Source organism: Mesorhizobium sp. P2_H9 (assembly GCF_056403215.1).
Genome location: NZ_JBFUFX010000008.1, coordinates 169,038 through 183,962, shown reverse-complemented (window position 1 = coordinate 183,962; position 14,925 = coordinate 169,038). Strand labels below are relative to the sequence as shown.

Genomic DNA, 14,925 nt, shown 5'->3' with positions numbered 1-14,925 from the left:
GAGGAAACGCCCAAAGGGCACAAAAGGGAGAAGACCAATGGCTTCGATAAGCCGCGTCAAGGAACGAGCCGAAGAGCAATCCACCACGATGAGCGTCGACCAGCAGGCGACCATCCGCATGCTGGCCAACGATCTGCACAGGCTCAACCAGTCGGTGATGAAGGCGGTCGAGGCGGGCGTCTCGGTGGAGCTCGTGCGCTCGGCACGGCACCATGGCGGCGACGGCAATTGGGGCGACCTTTTGATCCCGGTGATCGTCACCCAACAGAGCCACGGCTGACCGCGCCTGCAGCGCCACGCTTTTGCTGCGTGTTTTGCGCATGGCAAAATCTGGGTTCACCCGCGCGGGTTTCGCGCGGGTGACTTTGTTTTGCGCCACCAATTCACTACTGCCAAGAACAAAACTTGCCTTAAATTGTAATGCTTCCGGCTATATTTCTGATGACTGCCATTTCAGCTTGACATGAGTGACGATCTCACGCCAATTGGCTCTCGGATTTCAACCCTGCATTGAAACAGAGACGAGCGGCCAGCCCCTGCCCATGTGTCCAGTAGATCGCGAGACAGGGACCGCAACCGTCCCGAATTTGATGGGCCGGAAGGCGAACGCCGAGATAATCATGGATCTCTCCCAAGTGCTCGTTGTCGGGAAGTCGCCGATCAATCGGGTTGTGGTGTCGAAGATCGTCGAACGATCCGGACTGAAGCCGATATCGGAGACGCCTGAAATGGCGGCGAAGACGCTGAGAACCCTTGTTCCCGGCGCGGTTGTTCTTGATGGCGGAGCCGACAACAAGGACTGCGATGCGCTGATGTCCGGCATCGATGCGATGCGGCGGGCGTCGGGCAGATCGCTGCCCTCGGTGATCCTGCTTTCAACCAAGATTGGCACACCGGAGAGCTTGGGCCTGTCGAGCGTCGTCGATGTGGTGGTGACCAAGCCGATCACCACTGAAAGGCTGCAACCGGTCATCGATCGGCTGATCGGACTCGGGCGCGACTGTTCCTAGTCCGGCTCCAGCCGGTGCAACGCCAGGACGCGCCTAACACCGGGACGCGATCAGCCGATTTTGCCTATGCTTTCGATCAGCCCGGGCAGTTCGCCAAGGTCGGCAATCTGGCGGAAACGCGGCGCTGCCACCGGCGGCTCGACATGTTCCAGCACCCAGGTAAGCTCATGCGGCACGTGGACGCCCCAGCTGCCGGCCTCGATGGCCGGCACCACGTCGGACTTGAGCGAATTGCCGACCATCATGCTTTTCTCCGGCCCGTCGCCGTGGCGGCTGAAGATCCTGTCATAGGTGGCGGCACTCTTGTCGCTGACGATCTCGACGGCATCGAACAGGTCGCCCAGACCGGACCCGGCCAGCTTGCGCTCCTGGTCGAAGAGGTCGCCCTTGGTGATCAGCAGCAGGCGATAGTCCCCGGCGAGCTTTTCGACGGTTTGCCGTGCATGCGGCAGCGCCTCGATCGGATGGGCAAGCATGTCGCGACCGGCGGCAAGGATTTCAGCGATGGCCGAGGCCGGCACCCGGCCCTCGGTGACCTCGATCGCTGTCTCGATCATTGACAGGGTGAACCCCTTGATGCCGAAACCATAGATTGCCAGGTTGCGCTTCTCGGCCTCGAGCAGTCGTGCCGAAATATGTTCCTCGTCGGCATGATCGGTGAGCAGCGCGGTAAAGCGCTTCTCAGTCATGCGGAAGAACTGCTCGTTCTGCCAGAGCGTGTCATCGGCGTCGAAGCCGATCGTCGTCAATTTGCGACTGTCTTGCATGCGACGTCTTCATTCCGGTGACTGCGTTTGCGGAAATTTGAACCTAAGCTGGCTACAGCAAATTTCAACCGTGGCGGTGAAGCCAGCCGGCTTGCCCTTCCCTTCCATCACCGCGCACGGCTATACTCCAAAATCCGCAACCCAATCTGGTGAATGATGCCGCCTGCAAAAAAGGAAGTCCGTCCGTCGACCCGCGGAGGACGTGTCCGCACGCCTGCTTTCGTGAAAAATCAACGCGGCGTGAAGAACTGGAAGGAAGTCAGCGCCTGGCTGGAATGGCGCGGCATCGAGGATATCGAATGCATCACGCCGGATCAGGCGGGCGTTGCGCGCGGCAAGATGATGCCGTCGAAGAAATTCACCTCCAACACCTCGCTGGCGCTGCCTTCGGCGGTGTTCATGACGACGATCTCGGGCGGCTATCCGGAAGACGGCAACGGCTTCCACTACCCTGAGGACGACGGCGATCTCAAGCTGATGCCGGACCTTTCGACACTGACCGTGGTGCCGTGGGAGGAGGATCCGACGGCAGCCGTCATCTGCGATCTCGTCCACCAGGACGGCCGCTCGGTCGAATTCACGCCGCGCAATGTGCTCAAGCGCGTGGTTGCGGCTTACGACAAGCGCGGGCTGAAGCCGGTGGTGGCGCCCGAAATCGAGTTCTACCTCGTGCGCAAGAATCCCGATCCGGACTATCCACTGACGCCGCCGGTCGGGCGTTCGGGGCGCGCCATCGGCGGCGGCGCCGGTTATTCGATCGCCGGCGTCAACGAGTTCGATGAACTGATCGACGACATCTACCACTTCTCCGAGAGTCAGGGCCTGGAGATCGACACGCTGATCCACGAGGAGGGCGCCGGCCAGCTTGAGATCAACCTGCGCCATGGCGACCCGATCGAACTCGCCGATCAGGTGTTCATGTTCAAGCGCACCATTCGCGAGGCGGCGCTCAAGCACGAGATCTACGCCACCTTCATGGCCAAGCCGATCCAGGGCCAGCCGGGCTCGGCGATGCACATCCATCAGTCGATCATCGACAAGAAGACCGGGCGGAATATCTTTTCGGCCGAGGACGGCTCGGAAACCGACGAATTCTTCCACTTCATCGGCGGCATGCAGACGCATGTGCCGAACGCGCTGGTGATGTTTGCACCCTATGTCAATTCCTACCGCCGGTTGACACAGGCGGCCTCGGCGCCGGTCAACAACAAATGGGGCTATGACAACCGCACCACGGCGTTTCGGGTGCCGCGCTCGGATCCGGCGGCCAGGCGCGTCGAAAACCGCATCCCGTCCTCCGATGCCAATCCCTATCTGGCACTGGCCGCGTCGCTCGCTTGCGGGCTGATCGGCATGACCAACAAGATCAAGGCCGAGCCTCCTGTGCTGACCACAGCCAACGCCGACGAGATCGACCTGCCGCGCGGCCTGCTCGAAGCCGTCGACCTGTTCGAGGGCGACGAGGAGCTGTGCGCGCTGCTCGGCAAATCCTTCGCCGCGACCTACGCGGCAATCAAGCGGGCCGAATTCGAGACCTTCATGGAAGTGATCAGCCCGTGGGAGCGGGAGTATCTGCTGCTGAATGTTTGAGCGGCGGCTTCGTGGCGTGAATGGTGAATAGAGAATGGTGAGTCGCTTCATACTGGATGGATGAGCGCGGACGACGCGCTGCAGCCATTCACCATTTGCACTATTCAGCATTCAAAGGCGTTCCCATGCCCTACCAATCTCCTATTTCCCCTGGCCGCTCGTGGTATGAGGACACGGCTGGACCTCGGCCCGAATACCCTGTCCTCGACGGCGACCGAAAATGCGACGTCGTCATCGTCGGCGGCGGATTCACCGGCCTGTCGGCGGCGGCGCATCTGGCCAAGGCCGGCGCAAACGTCGTGCTGATCGAAGCGCATCGCTTTGGCGATGGCGCATCGGGCCGCAATGGCGGCCAACTCGGCACCGGCCAGCGCGCCTGGGCTGAAGAGCTGGAAGCGGAATACGGATTCTCGCGCGCCAAGGCGCTGTTTGACCTGGCCGAAGAGGCCAAGGCGCATTTGCTTGAATTCGCCGCCATCAACAACATCGAGATCGACTATATGCCAGGGCAGATGTCGGTGGCGCACAAGCAGCGCTATGTCGACGACTACAAGGCGCATGCCGAGATCATGGCGAGCCGTTTCGGCTATCCGCACATCTCTTTCATGGACGCCAGGGAAACGGCGGAGCGGTTGGGCTCGACGCATTATTTCGGCGGCACCCGCGACACCGGCACCGGCCACATCCAGCCGCTGAAGCTGGTGATCGGCACGGCAAAAGTGGCAGCGCTTGCGGGCGCGCAGCTGTTCGAGCAAACGCTGTCGACCGGCATCACCTCCGGCGCCGGCAAGGTCAGGGTGACCACGCCGAAAGGCGTCATTACAGCCGAAAAATGCCTGATCGGCGTCAACGCCTATGGCGGCACGCTCGAGCCGGTGAGTGCCGCGCACATCATGCCGATCGGCTCCTTCATCGGCGCGACAGTGCCGCTGGGCGCCGAGTCCAAAGTGCTGCCGGGCGGCGAGGCGGTCGACGATTCCCGCTTTGTAGTGCGCTATTTCCGCAAATCGAAAGACGGCCGCCTGCTGTTCGGCGGGCGTGAGATCTATGGTGTCAACGATCCCAAGGACATCCACATCCATATCCGCCGGCAGATCTCCGAGCTTTATCCCGACTTGAAGGATGTCGAGATCACCCATGGCTGGGGCGGCTACGTCGGCATCACCGTGCCGCGAAAACCATTCGTGCGCGAGGTGATGCCCAATGTGATCTCGGCCGGCGGCTATTCCGGTCACGGCGTCATGCTGTCGAACTTCTTCGGCAAGCTCTATGCCGAGACCGTCGCCGGCAACCGCGATCGGCTCAAGCTGATCGAGGATTTGAACATCCCGGCCTTCCCTGGCGGCCGACGTTTTCGCACGCCGCTGCTGTTCCTGGCGCTCAACTGGTTTGCGCTTCGCGACAGAATCTAGAGCACAAAGCGATTCCGACTGAAATATTCGGTGCTTAAGCCACACATTGCAGAATCCTTAACGAGGGTGCAGAATCCTGGGTTAGGGCGCACTGATGCCACAATCGCGGGTAAAAGGTGCCGGTTCTGGGCGATTGAACGGTGACTTTTGCGGGCTTGCCCGCTTTGTTTTGGGACCGATGCCGATCGAATGCCGGCCTTCCGGCACTGATCGAAAGAACATCGGCCCGCATATTGGAGGTGGCAAACGTGAACGAGCCCTTCAGTTTCGGCGCGCCGGAACGACGGCGCTTTGCCATGCAGTTCGGGTACGATATGCGGCCCACTTTCTGGCAGGGAGTCCGGTCGAACTCGCATCTGGTGATTGCCGCGATCGGTACAGCAGCGCTGCTCGGCGTGGCGGCCGTGGCGTTGTGGCTGGCTTTGCCGGCGAATGACAGGCAGGCGAGCGCGAACCCGCAGCAGACCGTTCCGACCATTCCGGTGAAAACGACGAAAGTTGCTCCCCCCGCCGCGAAGGTCGCCGCAGTCGTGCCGCCACCAGCGGCGCGCAAGGGCGACGCGGTTTCACGGACGGCGGCTGCCAACGCGGCGGCTGTATCAGCGCTGGCGCCCAACGATCCGCGGTGGACAGCGCCCGACTCGAAGACCGCGTCCGGCCCTGAAGCGACGTCGCCCGATCAGGCGGCGAGCCAGCCGGCGCAAGACCAGAAACCATCTTCGGCATTCGCCGAAGGGGCGGCGCAAACCGACGCCACGACAGAGCTTGCCAAGGTCGCCGCTCCCGGCGATCCGGCAGCGAACGCCAATCCCGACGGCGCGCAAACCGCGGCCATTCCCACCCCGAAACCGGAACTGCCGCAGCCCGCCCAGGCCAACGCCAAGCCCCAGAAGGTTGCTGCCGCCGGCAACGGACGCACCTTGAGGGCCGTGACCATGCGAAGTGGCCCGAAGAAAAATGCAACCGCTATCGCCACCGTGCCCGCCAAGACATCGGTGCAAGTGATGAGCTGCAAGCAATGGTGCCAGATCGTCTACAACGGCAAGCGCGGCTGGATCTACAAGAGCTACATCAAGACGGGCGCTTAGAGTCTGCTCATCCCTTCGAACCAGGGATTGGCTCCATCTCGGTTTCGAGTATGATTTTTCCGCGGCTCATGCCCGGCAAGGCCGACGGCTCAGATGCAGCGCCCGCCGTCCACCTCTAGCGCCACGCCTGTGATGAAGGCGGCCTCGTCGGAAGCAAGCCAGAGCGCTGCATTGGCGATGTCGAGCGGCGTCGACAGCCGGCCGAGCGGGATCGAGGCGCGGAACTTGTCGCGGATTTCGGGCGTATCGGCGCCCATGAATTTCTCCAGCATGCCGGTCTCGCCGGCGACCGGGCAGAGGCAATTGACGCGGATGTTCTTCGGCGCCAGTTCCACCGCCATCGACTTGGTCGCAGTGATCGCCCAGCCCTTCGAGGCATTGTACCAGGTGAGACCGGGCCGCGGCCTCAAGCCGGCCGTGGAGGCCGTGGTCAGGATGACGCCGCCGCCTTGCCGCTCCATGATCGGCACCACGGCGCGTGCGGCGTGGTAGATCGCCTTCATGTTGACTGATGTGATCAGGTCGAAGGTCTCCTCGCTGACATCGAGCATATCGCCGTTGCGATGGGTGTAGCCGGCATTGTTGACCATGATGTCGATGCGGCCGAAGGCGCTCTTGGCGGCATAGACCATCTCGTCGAATTCGGAGCGTAACGAGACGTCCGTCTGGGTCCAGATCGCCGCCTCGCCGATCTCGTTGGCGACACGTTCGGCGCCCTTGGCGTTGAGGTCGGCGACCACGACCCTGGCGCCCTCCTCGGCAAAACGTCTGGCCATGCCCTCGCCGAAGCCCGACGCGGCACCGGTGATGATAGCCACCTTGTTTTCCAGGCGCATGCTTTTCTCACCCATGATTGAAGATCATTGTCCCGCAAGCCGGCATATCAAAGCGGCCACGGCCGTCGAAAGATGTGCATCCATCCTCGATTTCTCCTTTGGCTTTCGCTTCAATCCCGCTCTATGCTGCATCTGCGAAGGCTTCCCGGAACCATCGCCCGCCGACAAGCCTCCGGGTTGTGCCAGTGTCAAGGGTCAGGTTCCGACACTTAGATGTGACACCGTGGCACTGGAAAATTTAAATCGATTAGATTATATCAGCCGCGTACTCGTGAGCGGCGTCAAAGCGGACAGACCATGACCAGCCAGATCATTCCCGTCGATCCTTTCGACTTCATCATTTTCGGCGGCACCGGCGATCTGTCGGAACGCAAGCTCCTGCCGTCGCTCTATCATCGCCAGCGCGACCATCAGTTTTCCGAGCCGACGCGGATCATCGGCACGTCGCGTTCGAAGATGACCGACGAGGAGTTCCAGGCTTTCGCCAAGCAGGCGATTTCCGACCATGTCAAACCGGCCGATATCGACCCAAAGGAATTAAAGACGTTCCTGGCCCGGCTTTCCTATGTCTCGGCCGACGCCACCACTGGCGCCGGTTTCGACAAACTGAAAAAGGCGATTGGCGACAGCGATCGCATTCGCGCCTTCTATCTGGCGGTGGCGCCGGCGCTGTTCGGCGACATCTCGCACAAGCTCAAAGAGCACAAGCTGATCACGCCGAACTCCCGCATCGTGCTGGAGAAGCCGATCGGGCGCGACCTTGCCTCGGCGCGTGCGCTCAACGATCTGGTCGGCGATGATTTCCATGAAAGCCAGATTTTCCGCATCGACCACTATCTCGGCAAGGAAACGGTGCAGAACCTGATGGCGCTGCGCTTTGCCAATGCGCTCTACGAGCCGCTATGGAACTCCGCCAATGTCGACCATGTGCAGATCACGGTCGCCGAGACAGTCGGCCTGGAAGACCGCGTCACCTACTATGACAAGGCCGGTGCACTGCGCGACATGGTGCAGAACCACATGCTGCAGCTCCTGTGCCTCGTCGCCATGGAGGCGCCGTCGTCGATGGACGCCGATGCCGTGCGCGACGAAAAGCTGAAGGTGCTCAGGGCGCTGAAGCGCATTAACGGCAACGAGGCACCCAAGCACACGGTGCGAGGCCAGTATCGCGCCGGCGCCTCGGCCGGCGGGCCGGTGAAAGGCTATGTCGAGGAACTCGGCAAGGAGAGCAACACCGAGACTTTCGTTGCCATCAAGGCCGAGATCGGCAACTGGCGCTGGTCGGGTGTGCCGTTCTATCTCAGGACGGGCAAGCGGCTGGCGACCCGTGTTTCGGAAATCGTCATCGAGTTCAGGCCGATCCCGCATTCGATCTTCGGCGACAGTGCCGGGCCGATTTTTGCCAATCAGCTGGTCATCCGGCTGCAGCCCGACGAGGGCGTCAAGCAGTTCATCATGATCAAGGATCCGGGTCCGGGCGGCATGCGGCTGCGCCAGATTCCGCTCGACATGAGCTTCGCGCAATCCTTCGACGGCCGCGCGCCCGACGCGTATGAGCGGCTGATCATGGATGTCATCCGTGGCAACCAGACGCTGTTCATGCGCCGCGACGAAGTCGAGGCGGCGTGGAAATGGATCGATCCGATCCAGCACGCCTGGGAAAGCGCAAGGCAGGAAGCGCAGGGTTACACCGCCGGCACATGGGGCCCCTCGGCTTCCATAGCGCTGATCGAACGCGACGGGCGGACATGGCACGAGAGCAACTAAACGGCGTCGCCTACAACTGGCACGCCTTTTCCGCACGCCCGGACCTCGCGGCAGCCCTTGCCGGCCGCGTTGCCGGCCGCCTGACCGAGGCGATCGAAGAGCGCGGCACGGCGCTGCTTGCCGTTTCCGGCGGCACGACGCCGGCGAAGTTTTTCGCAGCACTTTCGAACATCCCGATCGCCTGGAGCAAGGTCACAGTGACGCTGATCGATGAGCGTTGTGTTCCGGCCACCTCGCCGCGCTCGAATGCCGGACTGGTTGCAGCCAATCTGTTGCAGAACGCGGCCGCGGCCGCGCGTTTCGTGCCGCTCTATCAGGAGGGCGCCAGCTCCGAGGATGTGGCTGTGTCGGACAGCAGGATGTTGCGCTCGCTACACTGGCCGCTCGATGTGGTCGTGCTTGGCATGGGAGCCGATGGCCACACCGCCTCGTTCTTTCCCGACGCCGATGAGCTTGAAAAGCTGCTCGACCCATCTTCGCAACGGATCGTCCTGCCAGTTCACGCGCCAAGCGCCGGCGAGCCGCGCCTGACATTGTCGCTGGCGCGGATCGTCAGTGCCGGCTTCATCGCACTGCACATCGAAAGCGAGGACAAGCGCACCGCATTCGAGGCCGCGATGGGGCCGGGAACGCCAAAGCCCATTCGCGCCGTGCTCGACGCAGCAGAGAGACCCGTAGAGGTCTTCTGGGCACCCTGATTTCAACTTGCTGAGGGTCCCGGCTGACAGCCGGAGGGTGTTTCCGGGACCTCGCGTGAAAGGACCTGTACCATGACCGCCAGACGCGACATCGAAGCCATCACCGAGCGCATCCGCCAGCGCTCCAAACCAGGCCGCGAGCGCTATCTGAGCCGCATCGCCGAGGCGTCGAACCGAACCGCCAACCGAGCCGTGCTGTCCTGCGGCAACCTTGCCCATGGTTTTGCGGTCTGCAGCCCGTCGGAGAAGGTGGCGCTCGGCGGCGACAGGGTACCGAATCTCGGCATCATCACCTCCTACAACGACATGCTGTCGGCGCATCAGCCGTTCGAGACTTATCCGGCGCTGATCAAGGACGCGGCGCGCGAGGCCGGCGGCATCGCCCAGGTGGCCGGCGGCGTGCCGGCAATGTGCGACGGCGTCACGCAAGGCCAACCAGGCATGGAACTGTCGCTGTTTTCGCGCGACGTGATCGCCATGGCTGCTGCGATCGGCCTGTCGCACAACATGTTCGACGCCGCCGTCTATCTCGGCGTCTGCGACAAGATCGTGCCGGGGCTGGTGATCGCAGCACTCACCTTTGGCCACTTGCCGGCGGTGTTCATCCCGGCCGGGCCGATGACGACCGGCCTGCCCAATGACGAGAAGGCCAAGGTCCGCCAGCTCTATGCCGAGGGCAAGGCGGGACGGGCCGAACTGCTCGAGGCCGAGTCCAAATCCTATCACGGGCCGGGAACCTGCACCTTCTACGGCACGGCGAACTCCAACCAGATGCTGATGGAGATCATGGGCCTGCACACGCCGGGTGGCTCCTTCGTCAATCCCGGCACGCCGCTGCGCGAAGCGCTGACCCGGGAAGCGACGAAGCGGGCGCTGGCGATCACCGCGCTCGGCAACGCCTATACGCCGGCCGGCCGGATGATCGACGAGCGCTCGATCGTCAACGGCATCGTCGGCCTGCACGCTACCGGCGGCTCGACCAACCACACCATCCACTTGATCGCCATGGCGGCCGCGGCCGGCATCGCCATCACCTGGCAGGACATTTCGGACCTGTCGGAAGCCGTGCCGCTGCTGGCGCGGGTCTATCCGAACGGCCTCGCCGACGTGAACCATTTCAACGCCGCCGGCGGGCTCGGTTTCCTGATCCGCGAACTGCTCGACGAGGGCATCCTGCATGAGGACGTGCAGACGGTGTGGGGCGAAGGCCTGCGGCCCTATGCGGTCGAGGCCAAGCTCGGCGCCGACGGCAGCGTGATACGCGAGGCTTCGCCCCGCGTGAGCGGCGACGAAAAAGTGCTGGCACCGTTCAGCAAGGCGTTCCAGCCGACAGGCGGGTTGAAAGTGCTGTCGGGCAATCTTGGCCACGCCGTCATCAAGACCTCGGCGGTGAAGCCGGAGCGGCGCATCGTCGAAGCGCCGGCCAAGGTTTTCGACAGCCAGCAAGGGTTGAACGAGGCGTTCAAGGCGGGAACGCTGACCGGCGACTTTATCGCCGTCATCCGCTTCCAGGGGCCGAAGGCCAACGGCATGCCGGAACTGCACAAGCTGACCACCGTGCTCGGCATCCTGCAGGATCGCGGCCAGCATGTGGCGCTGGTCACAGACGGGCGTATGTCGGGCGCATCCGGCAAGGTGCCGGCGGCGATCCATGTGACGCCGGAAGCGGTCGAGGATGGGCCGATCGCCCGGATTCACGAGGGCGACATCATCAGGCTCGACGCCGACGCCGGCACGCTGGAAGTGCTGGTGCCGGCTGGGGATTTTGCCTTGCGCCGGACGGCGGAAGCCGATTTGATCGGCAATGAATTCGGTTTCGGCCGCGAGCTTTTCGCCGGTTTCCGGCAATTGGTCGGCCGCGCCGATCATGGCGCCAGCGCCTTCGGAACGGCCTGAGCGATTGTTGTCTCGTTCATGAAAAAGGGCGGCCCGTGGCCGCCCTTTTTGCGTTGGTCCATACGGCGCTATTGCACCGTTAGCTCGACCCGCTCGCCGGCCTTGACTGTCACGGTGCCTTCCTTCGAGCTGTTGTCCGACTTCTCCGAGACGACCACATAGTCACCGGCCACTATCGCGGCCTGATACTTCTGGTCGTAGGCGTAGCCAAGCGACTTGCGATTGCCGTTGATGTCCTTCTTCGCTTCGAAAATCTCGATCTTCGAGGCGCCGGGCGCCGTGATTGCCAGTACACCGGCATTCATGGCGACTTTCACATCCTGAGACTCGCCGGCCTTCACCGTGAACGGCTGCTCTACCTCTGCCAGCTCGACCGTCGCGATCAACACATAATCGTCCGGCGGCAGATCGAACTTGCTGTCGGGACCATAGGCGTAGGTCACCTCCTCCCTGGTGCCGTCGATCTTCCTTTTCGCCTTGAACACCTTGAAGCCGACGCCCGAACCGTCGGCCTTGTCGCCGCCGGCGGTATAGTAGGCGTTGGCAACGATATGGCCGACCCCGACGATGATGTCCTTTTCGACTGTCTGACCAGCAGCCAGCGCAATCGTCTCGGTAGCCACGCCCTGACCGATCGTGACAGTCACTTTCTCGTCGCCGGCCGGCAACACGGTCTTGGTGGTGCCATAGTAGGTCGCGGGGTTGTCGGCACCCGGGTAGTCGATCACGACAGCCGCGCCATCGACGACATCCGCCCCCGCGCTTGGCCGCGGATGAATGATGAGGGTGCCGGCATTCAAGGTGAACAGCGGCTTGTAGACCTGGCCTGCCTCGATCTTCAGCTTTTGTTCGGTCTTGGCCTCACCGTCGCGCGCGACGATGACGTAGTCGCCCGGCTCCAGATTGCCCTTGTAGGCGCCGTATTCGGTGGTGACGTTGTCACCACGCGTGCCGTCGGACGTTGCCTTGTAGATTTCCCAGGCATTGCCGTCGGTGACGGGATCGCCGCCCTCGGCAAGCACCAAGGTCGGCAGCAGATTGAATTCGGGCTTTTCCGGCTCAGGCGCCGGAGCTGGAGCCGGTGCCGGCGCTGGTTCGGGCGCAGGCGCAGGTGCCGCGACGGTTTCGACCAAAGCTTCCTGCAGTGCTTTCTCGTCAGACGCCTGGATGTATTTGCCGCCGGTGTTGTCGGCGAGACAGGCGATCTGCTTGCCTTCGTCGGCGGTCAGGCCAAAGCCGACGACATCGGCGGTAAAGTCGATGCCGGACGCCTCCAGTTCCTTGCCGAGCGCGCATGGGTCGCCGCCGCAGGTTTCCAGCCCGTCGGTGATGAGCACGACTGTGGCCTTGTCCTCGGTGTATTTCAATGCCTCGGCCGCCTGCTTGACGGCAGCCGTCAGCGGCGTCTTGCCGAGGAATTTCAAACTGTCGGCGGCTGCGGAGATCGCGCTGGCCGAACCGGCCTGCGGCGGCACGATCAGCTCGATGTCGTCGCAACTGCCCTTCTCGCGATGACCATAGGCCATGAAGCCGATCTCGTCGTCGGCGGGGACCGACTGCAGCACGGTCCTGAGCGATTCACGGGCGATTTCGAGCTTGGGCTTGCCGTCGATCTGCGCCCACATGGAGCCGGATGCGTCGAGAATGATGATGACCTTGTTTGCCGCAAAGCCGAACGTCGTCATCGACAAAAGGAGAATCGCCGCAGCGACGCTCCGTGCCAGTCCCGCCATGAAAATCTCCTCAAGTCCGCCGTGCTCCGGGCCGGAAAGCTATTTGACGCGGCGTCAGGACACAAGCCCGAACGCAGGTGTGAGGCGGGCGAATACCGAACTTTTGAGGGAAGCGAATCCGCTCAGTAGGTCGTGCGCCGCTCCTCGGAAGGCGGCCGGCCGAACTGCAGCCGGTAGCTCTGAGCGAAATACGAGTGCGAGGTGAAGCCGGTTGCGATGGCCACGTCGAGGATCGGCATGTTGGTCTGGCGCAGCAATTCACGCGCCCGCTCGAGCCGCAGCCGCATGTAGTAGCGGCCGGGGGTGACAGTGAGGTGGCGCAGGAAAAGGCGCTCGACCTGGCGCACCGACAAGCCCGCCGACTTGGCCAGCTGTACCGCCGACAGCGGCTCGTCGAGATGGTCGGCCATCAGTTCGACGATGCGCCGCAGTTTTTCCGACTTGCCGGTCAGGTCGCGTTCCGGTCCGACGCGCTGGCGGTCGCCGGCGGAGCGGATGCGCTCGTGCTGGAACTGGTTGGCGACGCCGTTGGCGAGGTTGGAGCCGAAATCGCCGCGCACGATCTCCAGCATCAGGTCGATCGAGGTGGTGCCGCCGGCGCAGGTGTAGCGCTTGCGGTCGATCTCGAAGACGTTGCCGGTGCAGTTGATGTCGGGAAAGCGCTCGACGAAGCCGGCGCGGTTTTCCCAATGGATGGTGCAGCGATAGCCTTCGAGCTGGCCGGCCTCGGCGAGCAGATAGGAGCCGACCGACAGAGCGCCGAGCGCGTTGCCGCGCCGGCCCCAGCTGCGCAGCGCCGCCAGCACCTTGCTCTTGCCGGGGAATTCGGTGGTCAAGCCGACCGAGACGAACAGGATGTCGACCGGCGGCAGGTCGGCAACGGCGTAGTCGATCTTGAGCGGCAGGCCGTTGGAGGCCATGACGGAATCGCCGTCGGCCGAGACCGTCGTCCAGCCATAGAAATCGCGACCGAGCAGCCGGTTCGCCGAGCGGAACGTATCGATTGCCGCCGCCAGCGAAAACATCGAAAACTTGTCGACCAGCAGGAACGCGAACTGCCTGCCGCCACCTTGAACGGGGTCAGTCATGACCGGCCGTTCCGAGGGAATAGTGAGGTTCGGCAAAGCTGGCGGCTTTCTGGTCAGAAGGAGGGCCGTTTCAATCCGGCCGCAAGATAGGCGGAGGCTACTGTGTTGGCCATCAGCATGGCAATGGTCATCGGCCCGACGCCGCCCGGTACCGGGGTGATGGCGCCGGCCGCCTTCGCTGCCTCGGCATAGGCGACGTCGCCGACGAGGCGGGTCTTGCCCTCGCCCTTCTCCGGCGCGGCAATACGGTTGATGCCGACATCGATGACGGTGGCGCCGGGTTTTACCCAGTCGCCCTTGACCATTTCGGGCCGGCCGACGGCGGCGACCAGAATGTCGGCGGTGCGGGCCAGCGCCGGCAGATCCTTGGTGCGGCTGTGGGCGATGGTGACCGTGCAGTTGGCAGCGAGCAAAAGGTTCGCCATCGGCTTGCCGACAATGTTGGAGCGGCCGACGACAACCGCATTGAGACCGGACAGGTCCTTGCCGCGCACGCGTTCGATCAAAAGCATCGAGCCGGCCGGCGTACAGGGAACGAAGGCGGTTTCGAGTTCGCCGGTGCCGAGCTTGCCGACATTGATGAAATGAAAGCCGTCGACATCCTTTTCCGGTGCGATGGTCTGGATGACCTTGCCGGCGTCGATGTGGCTGGGAAGCGGAAGTTGCACCAGGATGCCGTTGATGGCCGGATCGGCGTTGAGGGCGCCGATGATGTCGAGCAGTTCCTGTTCGGAGGTCTGCGCCGACAATGTATGCTGGACCGAATGGAAACCGCATTCCTTGGCGGTGCGCGACTTGGAGGCGACGTAGACCTGGCTCGCCGGATCCTCGCCGACGATGACCACCGCAAGACCAGGCTGCCTGGCGCCCTTGGCCGTCAGTTCGGCGGTCAACCCCTTGACCGTGCGCACCACGTCTTCGGCGACGCTTTTTCCGTCAATCAACTCGGCCATGAACTATCCTTCGACACCGTTCCACCCAAAGCACGGCACTGCGCCTTGGTTCTAGTTTGAGCGGCATTTTCACGAAAATTCGACCGG

At 63.0% G+C, this 14,925-nt stretch carries 13 protein-coding genes; 8 read left to right on the top strand and 5 right to left on the bottom strand.

The window, feature by feature from the left end; translation table 11 throughout:
* Window positions 1-37: 37 nt before the first annotated feature.
* On the top strand, window positions 38-280 hold the full coding sequence (locus AC1DXN_RS16605; protein ID WP_006202762.1) for an SMc00767 family acetate metabolism repressor: 243 nt from the start codon (window positions 38-40) through the stop codon (window positions 278-280).
* A gap of 340 nt (window positions 281-620) precedes the next feature.
* Window positions 621-1,010: a response regulator gene (locus tag AC1DXN_RS16600; RefSeq protein ID WP_477274676.1), complete on the top strand. Its 390-nt coding sequence runs from the start codon at window positions 621-623 to the stop codon at window positions 1,008-1,010.
* Window positions 1,011-1,060: 50 nt separating this feature from the next.
* Here the strand turns inward: AC1DXN_RS16600 and AC1DXN_RS16595 are convergent, their stop codons facing one another.
* Window positions 1,061-1,777 carry an HAD family hydrolase gene (locus AC1DXN_RS16595; RefSeq protein WP_477248877.1) on the bottom strand — a complete coding sequence of 239 codons (717 nt, stop codon included), beginning with the start codon at window positions 1,775-1,777 and terminating at the stop codon, window positions 1,061-1,063.
* 153 nt (window positions 1,778-1,930) lie between these two features.
* Here AC1DXN_RS16595 and AC1DXN_RS16590 point away from each other — a divergent pair, with 153 nt between their 5' ends.
* The 3 genes from AC1DXN_RS16590 to AC1DXN_RS16580 all read left to right on the top strand — a co-directional run bounded on the left by AC1DXN_RS16590 (window position 1,931) and on the right by AC1DXN_RS16580 (window position 5,867).
* A complete protein-coding gene (locus AC1DXN_RS16590) occupies window positions 1,931-3,367 on the top strand; it encodes a glutamine synthetase family protein (protein WP_477274678.1) in 1,437 nt (478 codons plus the stop codon).
* 125 nt (window positions 3,368-3,492) lie between these two features.
* Window positions 3,493-4,779 (top strand): NAD(P)/FAD-dependent oxidoreductase, encoded by a 1,287-nt coding sequence (locus tag AC1DXN_RS16585; RefSeq protein WP_477274680.1) that lies wholly within the window; start codon window positions 3,493-3,495, stop codon window positions 4,777-4,779.
* A gap of 248 nt (window positions 4,780-5,027) precedes the next feature.
* Window positions 5,028-5,867: an SH3 domain-containing protein gene (locus AC1DXN_RS16580; protein ID WP_477274682.1), complete on the top strand. Its 840-nt coding sequence runs from the start codon at window positions 5,028-5,030 to the stop codon at window positions 5,865-5,867.
* Between the two features lie 89 nt (window positions 5,868-5,956).
* Here the strand turns inward: AC1DXN_RS16580 and AC1DXN_RS16575 are convergent, their stop codons facing one another.
* Window positions 5,957-6,703 carry an SDR family oxidoreductase gene (locus AC1DXN_RS16575; protein ID WP_477248930.1) on the bottom strand — a complete coding sequence of 249 codons (747 nt, stop codon included), beginning with the start codon at window positions 6,701-6,703 and terminating at the stop codon, window positions 5,957-5,959.
* 297 nt (window positions 6,704-7,000) lie between these two features.
* Between AC1DXN_RS16575 and zwf the strand changes: the two genes are divergently transcribed.
* The 3 genes from zwf to edd all read left to right on the top strand — a co-directional run bounded on the left by zwf (window position 7,001) and on the right by edd (window position 11,064).
* Window positions 7,001-8,470 carry a glucose-6-phosphate dehydrogenase gene (gene zwf, locus AC1DXN_RS16570; protein WP_477248881.1) on the top strand — a complete coding sequence of 490 codons (1,470 nt, stop codon included), beginning with the start codon at window positions 7,001-7,003 and terminating at the stop codon, window positions 8,468-8,470.
* Complete coding sequence (pgl, locus tag AC1DXN_RS16565; protein WP_477274684.1) at window positions 8,452-9,168, top strand: 6-phosphogluconolactonase; 717 nt, start codon at window positions 8,452-8,454, stop codon at window positions 9,166-9,168. Before zwf ends, pgl begins: the two co-directional genes overlap by 19 nt.
* 72 nt (window positions 9,169-9,240) lie before the next feature.
* Window positions 9,241-11,064: a phosphogluconate dehydratase gene (gene edd, locus AC1DXN_RS16560; protein ID WP_477274686.1), complete on the top strand. Its 1,824-nt coding sequence runs from the start codon at window positions 9,241-9,243 to the stop codon at window positions 11,062-11,064.
* 68 nt (window positions 11,065-11,132) lie between these two features.
* Here the strand turns inward: edd and AC1DXN_RS16555 are convergent, their stop codons facing one another.
* From AC1DXN_RS16555 to folD, 3 genes are all read right to left on the bottom strand, one after another.
* Entirely contained in the window at window positions 11,133-12,797 is a 1,665-nt protein-coding gene (locus AC1DXN_RS16555) for a vWA domain-containing protein (protein ID WP_477274687.1), read from the bottom strand.
* Window positions 12,798-12,919: 122 nt separating this feature from the next.
* Window positions 12,920-13,885 carry a GlxA family transcriptional regulator gene (locus tag AC1DXN_RS16550; RefSeq protein WP_477248885.1) on the bottom strand — a complete coding sequence of 322 codons (966 nt, stop codon included), beginning with the start codon at window positions 13,883-13,885 and terminating at the stop codon, window positions 12,920-12,922.
* Between the two features lie 53 nt (window positions 13,886-13,938).
* A complete protein-coding gene (gene folD, locus AC1DXN_RS16545; protein ID WP_477248886.1) occupies window positions 13,939-14,838 on the bottom strand; it encodes a bifunctional methylenetetrahydrofolate dehydrogenase/methenyltetrahydrofolate cyclohydrolase FolD in 900 nt (299 codons plus the stop codon).
* Window positions 14,839-14,925: the final 87 nt, after the last annotated feature.

Excerpts from the sequence above, each read along its gene's own strand:
- AC1DXN_RS16605 (WP_006202762.1), top strand. The coding sequence starts at position 38 with ATGGCTTCGATAAGCCGCGTCAAGGAACGAGCCGAAGAGCAATCCACC.
- AC1DXN_RS16600 (WP_477274676.1), top strand. The coding sequence starts at position 621 with ATGGATCTCTCCCAAGTGCTCGTTGTCGGGAAGTCGCCGATCAATCGG.
- AC1DXN_RS16595 (WP_477248877.1), bottom strand. The coding sequence starts at position 1,777 with ATGCAAGACAGTCGCAAATTGACGACGATCGGCTTCGACGCCGATGAC.
- AC1DXN_RS16590 (WP_477274678.1), top strand. The coding sequence starts at position 1,931 with ATGATGCCGCCTGCAAAAAAGGAAGTCCGTCCGTCGACCCGCGGAGGA.
- AC1DXN_RS16585 (WP_477274680.1), top strand. The coding sequence starts at position 3,493 with ATGCCCTACCAATCTCCTATTTCCCCTGGCCGCTCGTGGTATGAGGAC.
- AC1DXN_RS16575 (WP_477248930.1), bottom strand. The coding sequence starts at position 6,703 with ATGCGCCTGGAAAACAAGGTGGCTATCATCACCGGTGCCGCGTCGGGC.
- zwf (WP_477248881.1), top strand. The coding sequence starts at position 7,001 with ATGACCAGCCAGATCATTCCCGTCGATCCTTTCGACTTCATCATTTTC.
- pgl (WP_477274684.1), top strand. The coding sequence starts at position 8,452 with ATGGCACGAGAGCAACTAAACGGCGTCGCCTACAACTGGCACGCCTTT.
- edd (WP_477274686.1), top strand. The coding sequence starts at position 9,241 with ATGACCGCCAGACGCGACATCGAAGCCATCACCGAGCGCATCCGCCAG.
- AC1DXN_RS16555 (WP_477274687.1), bottom strand. The coding sequence starts at position 12,797 with ATGGCGGGACTGGCACGGAGCGTCGCTGCGGCGATTCTCCTTTTGTCG.
- AC1DXN_RS16550 (WP_477248885.1), bottom strand. The coding sequence starts at position 13,885 with ATGACTGACCCCGTTCAAGGTGGCGGCAGGCAGTTCGCGTTCCTGCTG.
- folD (WP_477248886.1), bottom strand. The coding sequence starts at position 14,838 with ATGGCCGAGTTGATTGACGGAAAAAGCGTCGCCGAAGACGTGGTGCGC.